General features: G+C 39.4%; 16 protein-coding genes. 5 read left to right on the forward strand and 11 right to left on the reverse strand.

What is annotated here, in order from left to right; genetic code table 11:
• Window positions 1-23 precede the first annotated feature (23 nt).
• Window positions 24-734 (reverse strand): orotidine-5'-phosphate decarboxylase, encoded by a 711-nt coding sequence (gene pyrF / locus AA650_RS08650; RefSeq protein WP_053538702.1) that lies wholly within the window; start codon window positions 732-734, stop codon window positions 24-26.
• A gap of 530 nt (window positions 735-1,264) precedes the next feature.
• Here pyrF and AA650_RS26245 point away from each other — a divergent pair.
• Complete coding sequence (locus tag AA650_RS26245) at window positions 1,265-2,161, forward strand: NB-ARC domain-containing protein (protein WP_081424182.1); 897 nt, start codon at window positions 1,265-1,267, stop codon at window positions 2,159-2,161.
• Between the two features lie 338 nt (window positions 2,162-2,499).
• Here AA650_RS26245 and tyrS read toward each other — a convergent pair whose 3' ends face one another.
• Window positions 2,500-3,696, reverse strand: a complete 1,197-nt coding sequence (tyrS, locus tag AA650_RS08660) for a tyrosine--tRNA ligase (protein ID WP_053538704.1) — start codon at window positions 3,694-3,696, stop codon at window positions 2,500-2,502.
• Window positions 3,697-3,869: 173 nt separating this feature from the next.
• On the opposite strand from tyrS, the gene AA650_RS08665 reads away from it, so the two are divergent.
• On the forward strand, window positions 3,870-5,792 hold the full coding sequence (locus AA650_RS08665; RefSeq protein ID WP_053538705.1) for a transglycosylase domain-containing protein: 1,923 nt from the start codon (window positions 3,870-3,872) through the stop codon (window positions 5,790-5,792).
• A 106-nt stretch (window positions 5,793-5,898) separates the two neighbouring features.
• On the opposite strand, the gene AA650_RS08670 is transcribed toward AA650_RS08665, so the two are convergent.
• Window positions 5,899-6,222, reverse strand: a complete 324-nt coding sequence (locus AA650_RS08670) for a DUF1825 family protein (RefSeq protein WP_039199368.1) — start codon at window positions 6,220-6,222, stop codon at window positions 5,899-5,901.
• Window positions 6,223-6,692: 470 nt separating this feature from the next.
• On the opposite strand from AA650_RS08670, the gene AA650_RS08675 reads away from it, so the two are divergent.
• On the forward strand, window positions 6,693-7,064 hold the full coding sequence (locus AA650_RS08675) for an NINE protein (protein ID WP_039199390.1): 372 nt from the start codon (window positions 6,693-6,695) through the stop codon (window positions 7,062-7,064).
• Window positions 7,065-7,091: 27 nt separating this feature from the next.
• Window positions 7,092-7,625, forward strand: coding sequence for a ComEA family DNA-binding protein (locus AA650_RS08680; protein WP_053538706.1), 534 nt, complete (start codon window positions 7,092-7,094; stop codon window positions 7,623-7,625).
• Between the two features lie 46 nt (window positions 7,626-7,671).
• Here the strand turns inward: AA650_RS08680 and lepB are convergent, their stop codons facing one another.
• Complete coding sequence (gene lepB, locus AA650_RS08685) at window positions 7,672-8,244, reverse strand: signal peptidase I (protein ID WP_027401287.1); 573 nt, start codon at window positions 8,242-8,244, stop codon at window positions 7,672-7,674.
• Window positions 8,245-8,258: 14 nt separating this feature from the next.
• Here lepB and AA650_RS26255 point away from each other — a divergent pair, with 14 nt between their 5' ends.
• Complete coding sequence (locus AA650_RS26255; protein WP_081424184.1) at window positions 8,259-8,624, forward strand: hypothetical protein; 366 nt, start codon at window positions 8,259-8,261, stop codon at window positions 8,622-8,624.
• Here the strand turns inward: AA650_RS26255 and AA650_RS08695 are convergent.
• From AA650_RS08695 to AA650_RS08715, 7 genes are all read right to left on the reverse strand, one after another.
• Window positions 8,590-9,093 carry a nucleotide exchange factor GrpE gene (locus AA650_RS08695; RefSeq protein WP_053538707.1) on the reverse strand — a complete coding sequence of 168 codons (504 nt, stop codon included), beginning with the start codon at window positions 9,091-9,093 and terminating at the stop codon, window positions 8,590-8,592. The genes AA650_RS26255 and AA650_RS08695 overlap by 35 nt on opposite strands.
• Before the next feature lie 790 nt (window positions 9,094-9,883).
• Window positions 9,884-10,375 (reverse strand): LysM peptidoglycan-binding domain-containing protein, encoded by a 492-nt coding sequence (locus AA650_RS08700; protein ID WP_053538708.1) that lies wholly within the window; start codon window positions 10,373-10,375, stop codon window positions 9,884-9,886.
• Between the two features lie 53 nt (window positions 10,376-10,428).
• Window positions 10,429-10,665, reverse strand: a complete 237-nt coding sequence (locus tag AA650_RS08705; protein ID WP_053538709.1) for a hypothetical protein — start codon at window positions 10,663-10,665, stop codon at window positions 10,429-10,431.
• Window positions 10,601-10,777 carry a hypothetical protein gene (locus AA650_RS27730; protein WP_199924408.1) on the reverse strand — a complete coding sequence of 59 codons (177 nt, stop codon included), beginning with the start codon at window positions 10,775-10,777 and terminating at the stop codon, window positions 10,601-10,603. Before AA650_RS27730 ends, AA650_RS08705 begins: the two co-directional genes overlap by 65 nt.
• A 15-nt stretch (window positions 10,778-10,792) precedes the next feature.
• Window positions 10,793-11,500 (reverse strand): zinc-dependent metalloprotease family protein, encoded by a 708-nt coding sequence (locus AA650_RS08710; RefSeq protein WP_081424185.1) that lies wholly within the window; start codon window positions 11,498-11,500, stop codon window positions 10,793-10,795.
• Window positions 11,501-11,503: 3 nt separating this feature from the next.
• A complete protein-coding gene (locus AA650_RS26265) occupies window positions 11,504-11,617 on the reverse strand; it encodes a TerD family protein (RefSeq protein ID WP_081424186.1) in 114 nt (37 codons plus the stop codon).
• 12 nt (window positions 11,618-11,629) lie between these two features.
• A complete protein-coding gene (locus tag AA650_RS08715) occupies window positions 11,630-12,205 on the reverse strand; it encodes a TerD family protein (RefSeq protein WP_053538711.1) in 576 nt (191 codons plus the stop codon).
• Window positions 12,206-12,695: the final 490 nt, after the last annotated feature.

The following is a 12,695-nucleotide window of genomic DNA, read 5'->3' on the forward strand; positions in this document are numbered from 1 at the left end:
GAAGAACTATCTTGATAATCAGATTATATCTTCAACTCCTCTAAAATCTGATTCCAAGCTAACTCAGGAACAGCCGCCGCAGTAATGGGACGACCGATAACGAGATAGTCTGCACCCGCTGTGATAGCTTGAGAGGGAGTGAGCGATCGCTTTTGATCTCCCTTCTCAGCCCATGTTGGCCGCACCCCTGGACAAACCAGCAAAAAGTCTTTTTCACAACTTGCTCTTAATTGTTGCACCTCTTGGGGAGAACAAACCGCCCCATTTAAACCAGACTCTTGCGCCAAAAGTGCCATTTCTAAAGCAAATTCTGGCAATTCTAAAGGTATTTTCAAATCAAACGCCAATTGTCGCGCCGAAATACTGGTTAACAAGGTAATAGCGATTAACTTAGGTGGTTTTGTCCCGGCTTTTTCCGCCCCAATTTGCACCGCTTCCGCCGCAGCTTTTAAAGCATCTTTACCACAAGTTGTGTGAATTGTCAATAAATCCACCCCATAACTAGCCGCAGCCCGACAAGCACCAGCAACAGTATTGGGGATATCGTGAAATTTCAAATCGAGGAAAATCCGCTTTTCTTGAGATTTGAGGATATCCAGAATCTTGGGACCTGTGCTAGTAAACAACTCCAAACCAACTTTCCAGAAAGTGACTTGAGGAAGTTCATCAACAAGAGCGATCGCACTGTCTAAATCTGGTACATCTAAAGGAACGATAATTTTATCAACATTCATAATTCTGATTATTACTTATTACATATTATCCAATTTATTATACTTCAATAGCGATGTTTAATATGACTACTTTTCAGTAGTCTAACAATTAGACTTACTTAATTAAAGCCTATAAGTGTTTAATAACATATAAATACTATTTAATAGAGTACAACAAAAATTTTGCTCTTAACCCTGTTATTTCCTTAATTTATAAGTTTAAATTATAGATATTTGAAAAATAGTTTAAATATTTCTATCCTACAAAAATTAATATAACTTCATATTCATATTTTCTTAATATTTTATTGAGAATAATTTCTATTTATCAACGATCTTGCAATAGTTTCAGCGATTTGGTAAAATTTCAAAATCTAGGCGTAGTATATCAATTTTCTAAAATTGTAGGAAGTAGAATCTGGAAATCCTTTATTTATAGGTATTTGAGAAATAGGGAAAGTGAGAACGGGGAAAATATTCAGGAGTGATGGAGAATTTTTTGGACAAATTTAGAAATACTTTGATGTAGTTTTGTAACTTTATTCAATTGGATATTAAACCAAAATACTAATTTAATCTCCATCTTAGGATTAGCCGGTATTGGTAAAACCACACTCGTTAAAAGATTTATAGACTTACATCAACAAAAGTTTGAAGTTATTATTTGGAGAAGTTTAAAATTTCCAAAATCCCTAAATTTACTAATTAACGACTTATTAAATACTTGTCAACAAGAACCCAAAGCAACTATAAATGATAAATTAAAACAATTATTTGATATTCTCACAAATAAAAAATGCTTAATAATCCTTGATGATGTACAAAATATCTTTACTCCTCATCAATTTGCGGGAAAATATCAACCAGAATATCAAGATTATCAAACCTTATTCAAAATGATTACAGAAACCCAACATCAAAGTAGCGTCATATTAATGAGTCAAGAACAATGTCCAGAAATGGAATCTTTAGATGAAGAATTATATCCCATTAAGTCTTTAGAATTATCAGGACTAGAAAATATAGATATTCTCAAAAATACCGGATTAAAAGATGAAGATACTTGGTTAAATTTAATGATATTATATACAGGTCATCCATTGTTTCTAAAAACTATTACCATCTCAATTAAAAAGATTTTTAATGGTAAAGTTGGTGAATTTTTAGCAGAAAATGAATTAGTAATTACTCAAGAAATGCAATCTTTATTTAGTCAAATATTTAACAAAATATCACCCATTGAACAACAGATTATTTTAGCATTCAGTAAATGTAATCAACCTGTATCTAGAAAAGATTTAAAAATTACCTTAGAATTATCTTCTACTAATTTTATTAATGGGTTAGAATCTCTACAAAAAAGGTATTTAATTCACAAAATTATAGAGGATAACATATTTTTTCATTTATCTCCTATTTTCAGGGAATATGTCAGAAATTTTTGTTAAGATTACAGGACTTACGCAAAATATTCCTCAAACCCTCATTTCTCTGTGTTCTCTGTGCCTCTGTGGTTCGTTATTGGTTGCGCCATTTTAACAATTTCTCCACGATGTAATTCATAACATATATCGGAATTGTCAGGAAGCCAGTTAACAAATTCCTCGAATGTAACAATTTTAGTTAAGGTTTGAATCATGACTTTTAAGAATTATTGATAATGGCAACATTATTAAGACTTACCCAGGAAGTAATCAAAAACCTAATTGTTTCGTAGGGGTAATTCATGAATTACCCCTACTTTCGTGATGTTTTCCGTTTTGCATTTTAAGCTGATAGCTGACAGCTACTTTACCAACCGCACAAAATTCTTCTTACCCACCTGTAACACCTTATCATATAAATCATCAGGTGTAGAAAAACTTAAATCCGCATCAGCAATCTTATCACCATTTATCTTCACTCCACCCTCCTGAATTTTCCGTTTACCTTCGGCTGTACTTTTACATAAACCGGTAGCACCAAGAATAAAAGCTAATTTAGCAGGAAATTGAGGAACAGCAGCCAGAGAAAATTCTGGTAATGCTCCCTCCTTCCCACCACTTTTTGCCGCTTCCTTCGCCTCATTAGCCACCTGTTCACCGTGATACTGACGGACAATTTCCCAGGCCAAAAATTCTTGGGCGTGGCGCGGGTTTTCTGGCAGACCATCCAAAGATAAATCTGTGAGCAGTTCAAAATACTGTGACAGTAAATTATCTGGTATACCTTGAAGTTTTTGATACTTTTGGGAAGGATGTTCTCCTAAACCCACATAATTACCTAAAGACTTAGACATTTTTTGGACACCATCAGTACCAATGAGAATTGGCAATAACAATCCAAACTGAGGCTTCAGACCAAAATGGCGTTGTAAATCTCGTCCCACAGCAATGTTAAATTTTTGATCAGTCCCTCCCAATTCTACATCAGCCTCCACAGCCACAGAATCATAACCTTGCATCAGTGGATACAGGAACTCATGGAGAAAAATCGGACTCTCTTGTTTATAACGTTCCGCAAAACCTTCTTTTGCTAACATTTGTCCGACAGTCATTGTCGAAAGCAACTCTAAAGTTTTTCCTAAATCTAGACGAGAAAGCCATTCTGAGTTATAACGTACCTCAAGTCTACCGGGGGTATCAAAATCTAAAATAGGACGGACTTGGTCAAGATAAGTTTGGGCATTTTGTGCTACATCAGCTTCTGTCAACTGACGACGCACCTCAGATTTACCAGTAGGATCACCAATGCGGGCTGTAAAATCACCAATAATCAGTACCGCTGTATGACCAGCATCTTGAAATGCCCGTAATTTCCGTACAGGGATACTATGACCAAAATGAATATCTGCCCCAGTCGGGTCAATACCCAGCTTAATCCTTAAAGGACGGTCAGAATTAAGCAAGCGCTTTTCCAGACTTTCCGTATCATTATCACCAACATGGGGTTGCGGAAAAATTTCTGCCACACCACGATGCAACCAAGAGAAATTTTGCGTCATACTATGAAATTGACTATTAACTATACTTTCCACACTAAAAGTTAAGTTTATTATGTTCACAAACCAATTATTTGTCCTTTCTTCTGCCAGATTACTATAATTGCAAAAAATTAACTGCCTTTTTCCATTTAATGAATTACATTTAAATTTACAAGTGAGGAAGTGAGATCGCCGTGTCGTCTAGGACTTTTGCAAACAAACAACCACAAGAGCAGGCTTCATCTGGATTTGAGTTCTTTAAGGGAGTAGGTCAGATAACTGGCGGTACTTTGCTATCTATAACACTCCTAACAAGCTCTATTGTTGCGGGAACACTAGTAGGTTTAGCCATTAGTTTCCGTAATTTACCAGATGTTAGACAAATAAAAAACTTTTTCCCCTCGGAAACAACTTACATATACGATATAAAAGGCAAACTTTTAACTGGTATCCACGGGGAAGCTAACCGAGAAGTAGTACCCCTCAATAAAGTTTCCCCCAACCTCAAACGCGCCGTCTTAGCTAGTGAAGATGGTCACTTTTATGGGCATCATGGCATTAACCCCACTGGTGTTGGTCGTGCCATAGTAGTTAATATGGTAGCGGGAGGTGTGAAAGAAGGTGGTTCTACCATCACCATGCAATTAGTTAAAAACCTATTTTTATCTCAAAAACGGGCTTTTACGCGGAAATTGGCAGAGGCTGTCCTAGCAATTCGTTTAGAGCAAATCCTCAGTAAAGACGAAATTCTAGAAATGTACCTCAATCAAGTTTATTGGGGTCATAACAATTACGGTGTGCAAACAGCAGCCCGCAGTTATTTTAATAAATCAGCAGAATATTTAACTTTGGGTGAATCAGCTATGATGGCAGGTTTAATCCAAGCACCAGAAGAGTTTAGCCCTTTTGCGAGTATGAAACTTGCCAAACAGAAACAAAAAGAAGTTCTGGGGCGGATGGTAGAGTTAAATTGGATCACCAAAAAAGAATATGATGATGCCCTGAAACAACCAATTAAACTGGGTAAGATCAGGTCTTTTCAGGGTAGTGCCTCACCTTACATCACCAATACTGTAGCTCAAGAGCTGGCGAAAAAATTTGGTCGTGATTCCCTGCTTAAAGGCGGAATGCGCGTCCAAACCACTGTTGATGCTAAATTCCAAACAATGGCTGAAGAAACCGTCAAAGAATGGCATGAAAAGCTTCAGTCCCAAGGGTTATCTAAGAATCAAATGGCGCTAGTGTCAATTGATCCTCGCACTCACTTCGTGAAAGCCCTTGTCGGTGGTGTAGATTATAAACTCAGTGAATTTAACCGAGCTACCCAAGCCCAACGCCAACCAGGTTCTTCATTCAAGCCTTTTGTTTATTATGCCGCCTTTGCTACTGGTAAATATACACCTGATACCACAGTCATAGATGCTCCAGTTAGTTATCAAGATGGTAATGGTTGGTACTACCCGAAAAACTACGATGGTAGTTTCTCAGGAGCGATGTCAATTCGCACAGCCCTTGCCCAGTCTCGCAACATTCCGGTCATTAAACTTGGTAAAGCGGTGGGGATGAATAAAGTCATTGAAACCTGCCGGACTTTGGGTATTATGAGTCCAATGGAACCAGTTACTTCTCTACCTTTGGGCGCTATTGGTGTTACTCCCTTAGAAATGACTAGCGCTTATGCTACATTGGCTAATTATGGTTGGCAGTCACCACCCACAGTAATTGTTCGCATTACCGATAGTGCTGGTAATGTGATTCTCGATAATACACCCAAACCAAAACAAGTTTTAGATCCTTGGGCTTCAGCAGCTACTATTGATATTATGACTTCAGTAATGACTGAAGGTACAGGTAAAAATGCTGCAATAGGTCGCCCTGCTGCTGGTAAGACAGGAACTACATCCTCAGAAAAGGATATTTGGTTTATCGGTACTGTACCGCAGTTAACTACTGCTGTGTGGGTAGGGAGAGACGATAGCAAACAACTGGCACGTGGAGCAACTGGTGGGGTCATGGTAGCCCCTATATGGCGGGACTTTATGACAAAGGCGCTCAAGGGTGTACCTGTAGAAAAGTTTAAGTCTACTTCTCAGTTTCCACGTCCTAAATCAAATTAAGAGGGAACAGGGAACAGGGAACAGGGAACAGGGAACAGGGAACAGGGAACAGGGAACAGTCAAAAGTTCTCTATCCTCCCCTACTGTCACTGCTTCCAGTTCTCAGTCATTTTGTTTTTTCCAATTCCGCTTTCATCCTTTCTAAGGTCACGTTCATTTGCTCAAACATTTGTTGTGGAGTTACGCCAAACTGACCTAGTTGAGTTTTTAGTTGCTGCATGGTCATTTGTGCCATGAAATCCTCTGATAGCTCGAAACGCTTCATGAAGACGCGGTATCTATCCATCATGGACTCCATTTGCTCAATAAACAGCTTCTTGCCCTCGCGGTCAAATTTGCCGTAGTGGTTGCCAAGTTGAATCAGTGCTTGATAGTCTTCAAACAATTGCTTGGCTTCTTGCTGCACTATTTCAGAGTCGAAGAATCCCATTTTGCTTTTCTTTAACTTAATGCTATTAGTTGAGTAGCTCCGAATTTTGCCTTTATGTCTTATTTTATTGTAGAAGATTCATCTGGGGAAACTACTTCGGTTAAAGTAGGGGTTTTTACCGGAATTTCACTACTTGACTTCAAGTATAGAGTTCGTTGACACTCTCCGGTCTAAAGACGCGGAGATTATTTTTTGTAGGTTGGATGAAGCGACAGCGCAACCCGACGTATTTGTTGGGTTATGGCTAACGCCTCCCGTCAGGGATACGTACCTCAACCCAACCTACTACTAATCTATGTAAGTAGGTTGGCGTTGAAAATTGTCGTTATGGCAAGGCAAGAGGCAAAAGGCAAGAGGCAAGAGGGTTTGGGCGATTTTACGTTTCTTTACACAGTTTGGTTTTATTGTGTTCACCTACTTAACTTGACCCATTAGTTGACGAATTGAGTAGAATGGCTATAGATAAAATGATATTCACTAAACGAAAAAGCCGTACTATTGCTGCTATTCTAGCATTTTCCGGCACATTAACGGTTTCGGGTTTACATAAATTTTACTTGGGACAGCCACTTTGGGGAATTCTATATGTTTTGTTGTCTTGGACACCTATTCCCAAGGTGGCTTGTGCTATTGAAGGGGTTTGGTATTTAACTCAAGAGGAAGAAACTTTTGATCGATATTTTAATTTGGGTGAGTCGGTAACGAGAGTACCATCACCAGTTGGTAATCAAGTGGAATCGGTTGCTAATGCTTTGCGTGAGTTAGAAGCACTCCGTCAAGATGGATTAATTTCTGAGTATGAGTTTGAGCAAAAACGTCGTCAGATGTTGGATCAGATTTAGGTGATTGGTAAAAGGATCAGGTGAAGAATGAGTAAGTGGCTACCTTTAAATCTAAAATTGCAAAGGCTTCGCGCTAAGTTGATGAATGATGCCTATTATCGTTTGCAGTCCTGGGAAGAGGTGCAAATGGCGGCTGAGTTGGGTTTGGGTGTTGATGCTAATCAGGCGACTGTGGATGATTGGCTGCGGTTACCTGGGTTGTCAATTCATCAAGGGCGATCGCTTGTGGAACTTGCCCGCGCTGGTGTGGTATTCTACTGTATTGAAGATGTGGCGGCGGCTTTGGGTTTGCCAGTACAACGATTAGAACCCTTAAAACCTTTGCTGAATTTTAATTATTATGATCAGAATTCCCTGGATAAACCTCAGCCAATTAATCCTAATACTGCTTCGGTAGAAAGTCTTGCCAAAATCCCTTTTATAGATTTATCTTTAGCACAGATAGTTGTGGAAAACCGTGTGGCTGCTGGTTCTTACCGGAGTTTAGCAGATTTTCAACAACGTTTAGAATTATCTGGGGATGCGATCGCTCAATTAATGTATTATTTACGCTTTTCGTAGGGGCGCAGGGCTTGCGCCCAGTTGTCAGTTGTTAATTGTAAGTAAACTAGATTAAGCCGATGCGGTCAAGAGGCCAGAAGCGGAACGTGGCGCGACCGATGACGTTTTGACTGGGGACAAAACCCCAATAGCGAGAATCATTACTATCATTCCGATTGTCTCCCATGACGAAAAATGCGCCTTCTGGGACTTTGATTTCTGGAAATGGGCTGTTTGGTGGTTCGGCAATGTAGTCTTCTGTTAAGGCTGTACCGTTGAGGTAAACTTTACCTTGAGCGATACTAATTATTGCGCCTGGTTCACCAATTACCCGTTTGATAAAGGCTTGGTTTTGAGAATATCCACGTCTTTGTAGTTCTGGTGGTGAGTTAAAAACGATGATATCGCCGATTTTGGGAGGATGAAGGCGGTATGATACTTTTTCTACAACTAAGCGATCGCCTGTGTGCAAGGTAGGATACATTGATTCTGAGGGAATCAGGCGTGGTTCAGCAATAAATGTCCGAATTAGAAGCGCTAAACACAGGGCAATAGTTATTAAAACTAAATTTTCCTGCCAACTACTCCAGATTTTTGTTTGTGAAGAAGTATCTTTAATATCACTTTTGTGAGGAGTCATAGTTAACAGTGTAAGTGGGGGAAGTGGGGGAAGTGGGGGAAGTGGGGGAAGTAGGGGAAGTGGGGGAAGTGGGGGAAGTGGGGGAAGTGGGGGAAGTGGGGGAAGTGGGGGAAGTGGGGGGAGTAGGGGAAGTGGGGGAAGTGGGGGAAGTGGGGGAAGTGGGGGAAGTGGGGGAAGTGGGGGAAGTGGGGGAAGTGGGGGAAGTGGGGGAAGTGGGGGAAGTGGGGGAAGTGGGGGAAGTGGGGGAAGTGGGGGAAGTGGGGGAAGTGGGGGAAGTGGGGGAAGTGGGGGAAGTGGGGGAGAAAGAATTTTCCCAATTACCAATTACCAATTACCAATTACCCATTACCCATTACCACCATTACCATTATCTGATTTAGCAGTAATGACTTCTGTGGGACGGAGAACTTTTTCACCTAAATGAAATCCGCGACGGACAATTTTAGTAATTGTTTGGTCTGGGATATCTGTTCTTTCTTCCCGGTCAATGACGCGACATAAGTTAAAATCTGGTTCTGTTCCTTTTTGTAATTCTATAGGTAAAAGTTGGCGCTTTCCTAAAACACCGAGAAACTTGCGATTAACTGCACCTATGGATCTGGGTAGACGTTCTATAAATTCTGGACTAGGACTAGGATTGTTTTCTAGATAGTCTAATAAAGCTTCTAAGGCATCAGCAACTTCTAAAAGTTCCAAGAATAAATCTTCTGTTTGGGCTGTAGTTTTAATTTGCTGTTCTCTCAAAGACTGCTGTAATAACACATTGTCTTTTTGCAGAACGCCGAGTTTTTGTACGAGTAATTCTCGTAATTCTAAGCTAATCAGATAGTTGGGGGATAGATCAGGCACGGGAAATCTCTTTAGATAGCACAGCTAGAATTTTGTTAGCCTAAGTGTTGATTTGGGAGTGAGGATGATTATGCAAAATTTGACTCAGAGCGATCGCTCTTTGTAATTGTCCACCCATTTGATAAGCTTTAATTAACCACATTTGGGCTTGAATATAATTTTGGCTATTACGCTCTTGACAACCTTGACAGTAATCTTCTAAATATTTTATAAGAAGATAGGCTAAAAACCCCGGAATTGATACCTAAAAATCCCCAAAATTTTTAGGTATCAATGTCTTGTCAGCCGGGGATGAAAGCTGTAAGAGGGGATTTATCCCCCAGTGATAAATTTATCATATTTGATGTTATCATCTCAGATGACAGGAAAGGTAATCAACCTGTATAAAAACCTAACTGGGGGACAACGTACCTTGAAACCAAAACTCTGCAACCATTTCAATCCTGTTAAGTAGGTTGGCGTTGAAAATTGTCGTTATGGCAAGGCAAAAGGCAAGAGGCAAGAGGCAAGAGTGAAGAGGGTTTGGGTGATTTTACGTTTCTTTACACAGTTTGGTTTTATTGTGTTCACCTACTTAGACATAAAAAGATACATATCAATTTCCACCCTTATTGATTCTATTGTCAATAATCTCGGTCGAGAAATCCTATTTTACAAGAAAGACTGGGAAGTTTGAAAGCCCCTGAGAAACAGGAACTCCAGTTCCATCTTTCGTGCTACAGACAGGGGATGAAAAACGACTCGTGCGTGCAAAACCCGAAGGGTGGAAAAGTAGTGACCTCAACTATCTTCATGGGCTTTTCCTTTGACAGCTACTAGGAATTTTCAACACCTGATCTATATCTAACTGATTTTCCCGTTTTTGTAATTCAGGATTAGCGGCAACGATTAATTGCCAATCAGTAGATTTACTACAAAATTTTCCTGCAATACTACTAAGAGTATCTCCTGATTTTACGGTATAAGTGGCTAGTGGTGGGGCTGGTTTAGGAATTACAGGAGTAATTACAGGAGGAGTGAGATTAGTAGTAGTAACTGTAGGTTTAGGAACTGTTGCGGTATATATAGCCGTTTGCAGGGCAAAAAAACTACCTGCTGCACCAATAGTAATGCCTATTATCAGCATGAAAATGGCAATACTTGTTGTCCAAGATTTCGGACGCTGGGGTAATTCTGCCAAGGAACGGATTAGAGAAACATCAGTTTCACAATGAGGACAACTGTTGCTCTCAATTCCTTTATACCCACAAACCGGACAGTCAATTTTAGTTTTGGTGTTCATCGTGTAAGTCCCGTGATAATGCTATTACTGGGTAATTCTTGATTTAACCAATGTTATACATCTGGTTGTAATTCCCGCCATAAACGATCTGCTTCATTACTATCATCACCTGTAGCTGCATTCAACATCCGAGAGATTTTGTCAGACATGGCATTAGTTTGGCTTGGTGCAACGGCTTTGGCTTGTTGGATGGCGAGAATACAACCTTGTACTAGCTGTACCTCATCAGTCTTTTCTAGTTTCCTGACTGTGATACTCCATTGACGAGAGATTATTAGTATTAATAGCAAATTGTAATTCTTGACTCAAGTTTTGCAATCGTTCTTGCTGAAGTTGGGGAATCATAAAACCGCAGAAGTTGATCACGCGATCGCACTCATTCACCGCCAAAATCATACACATGAAAATAATTTGTAATTAAGTTTTAGATTTATGTTGACGAATAGCTTTATTCATGGAAATAATCTGTCCTACATGAAAAGAAGGAGGCATTAAACTGTGAATCCGATGATCAAGTCCATCGTGCATGACATCTGTAGGTAATAATGAATGATCTAATCCCAATGTATGACCAATTTCATGAGCGATAGTATTAGCAATCAAATTAGATAATTGACCTAAATTTAAATTAGCCTGATTGGAAGTATGAAGAATTTGGTCAATGCGAACACCAGCAATATCTGTAACTTGATGATGACAAAAACTGGCTATTCCTAAATAATCTACCTGTTGCTGATCTACAAATACATATACATGAGTAAAATTCCGCCGCCATTCTTTCTCTTCTGGTTCATCTGAAGTCAAAAAGACATGAACACTCCTAAAAGCACTAAAAACTTTAGCCAAAGCATCCGCCATTATTTCTAGCATGGTGCTATTGTTTTCATTTGTATTAATGCTTCCAGAAATATCTACCCAGATACAATGGCGTATTTCTTGATCTTTAATAGTTAAAAATGTGCCACATGATGGACACACACGCCAATCAAGTTGAATCCGAGAACGGCAACCTTGACAACGTGGTTTTGCTGTCCTTTCAAGGTTAATCCGTTCCCAGATGGGAACTTGCAATTTACGATTTGTCTTAGTTTTTTTGGTTAAATTCAGGCGATCGTAAAGTGACATTATTTAACAATAAGACGTAACAAGTTCCGCTAAACCATTCACACTAACACCATTACCAATAGCTGCCATTTTCCACTCGTTATTGTGGCGATAAACTTTTTGGAGATTAATTGCCATTTTTAATTTCTCCTAGCTAAAGCGATCCAATAAAGCTTTCAATCCCCCTTGATAGCCTGAACCAACGGCATTTAACCGCCAGTCTCCGTCTTTACGGTAGAGTTCAGCCATGATTAATGCAGTTTCAATGGAGTAGTCTTCCACTAGGTCATAGCGAATAACTTCTTTTTCATTTTGAGCATTGACAACCCGAATAAAGGCATTTTGCACTTGGCCAAAGTTTTGATGCCTTCCTGCTGCTTCATGAATAGTGACAGTGATGACTATTTTGTGGACATCCGTAGGGACTTTTTGTAAATGGATCTTAATGACTTCATCATCACCATCACCTAAACCTGTCAGGTTGTCTCCAGTGTGTTGAACTGATTTGGCAGGATCTGGACTGGTGAGATTATTATAAAAAATGAAGTGCTGATCAGAAATTAGTTTTTCGTTACTTCCCAGGATAAAGACGGAGGCATCCAAGTCAAAATCCCAGCCAGTATCTACAACTTTAACATCCCACCCCAAACCTACAAATACTTCGGTAAGTCCTGGGGCGACTTTTTCCAGTGATACTCGTTGTCCTTTAGTTAGCGAAACTGCCATTGTTTGGTAAGCTCCTAAATTTTTTACTTGCTTTTATTTCTAGCCAAGTTGGACACTGGTATCTGAAATTGAGATCCAGTTCTGTGTAGTATTTTTAGGGAATAGGAAAAATTAAGTCCCACTAAGAAATAATTGCAGTTAAATTTTGTATGCTGCCATGAAAGACATCATAATTAATACTTATTTCAGCATATAGATATTAAAAAGGCAAGTCACATTTTGGAAATATCCGCAAACACTTAAGAATAGCAAGTCTAAAATAAAATCTGTAGTTTCTCGATGAGCGATCGCCAAGCGCTGCTGCCAGCAGTTCGCCGAACAAAACCCCAATTTAGTTTTATCCTGGAATAGTGGCCTTAAAAAACTTCAGCCTTCCCAATAGATCAGGTTATAACCAGCATTTCTGGGGACTGATAGCGATATTTAAGCCACAAGCTACGTAACTCCAGCAATAGAAACGCTTGCAAAGCGTTCCATCAATAGTTACACT

The organism is Anabaena sp. WA102 (genome assembly GCF_001277295.1).
GTDB lineage: Bacteria > Cyanobacteriota > Cyanobacteriia > Cyanobacteriales > Nostocaceae > Dolichospermum > Dolichospermum heterosporum.

Bases quoted from the DNA above. Each gene is read 5' to 3' on its own strand.
- pyrF (WP_053538702.1), bottom strand. From the start codon at position 734: ATGAATGTTGATAAAATTATCGTTCCTTTAGATGTACCAGATTTAGAC.
- tyrS (WP_053538704.1), bottom strand. From the start codon at position 3,696: ATGACGCAAAATTTCTCTTGGTTGCATCGTGGTGTGGCAGAAATTTTT.
- AA650_RS08670 (WP_039199368.1), bottom strand. From the start codon at position 6,222: ATGGGATTCTTCGACTCTGAAATAGTGCAGCAAGAAGCCAAGCAATTG.
- AA650_RS08680 (WP_053538706.1), top strand. From the start codon at position 7,092: ATGAGTAAGTGGCTACCTTTAAATCTAAAATTGCAAAGGCTTCGCGCT.
- lepB (WP_027401287.1), bottom strand. From the start codon at position 8,244: ATGACTCCTCACAAAAGTGATATTAAAGATACTTCTTCACAAACAAAA.
- AA650_RS08700 (WP_053538708.1), bottom strand. From the start codon at position 10,375: ATGAACACCAAAACTAAAATTGACTGTCCGGTTTGTGGGTATAAAGGA.
- AA650_RS27730 (WP_199924408.1), bottom strand. From the start codon at position 10,777: ATGTGTATGATTTTGGCGGTGAATGAGTGCGATCGCGTGATCAACTTC.
- AA650_RS08710 (WP_081424185.1), bottom strand. From the start codon at position 11,500: ATGTCACTTTACGATCGCCTGAATTTAACCAAAAAAACTAAGACAAAT.
- AA650_RS26265 (WP_081424186.1), bottom strand. From the start codon at position 11,617: ATGGCAATTAATCTCCAAAAAGTTTATCGCCACAATAACGAGTGGAAA.
- AA650_RS08715 (WP_053538711.1), bottom strand. From the start codon at position 12,205: ATGGCAGTTTCGCTAACTAAAGGACAACGAGTATCACTGGAAAAAGTC.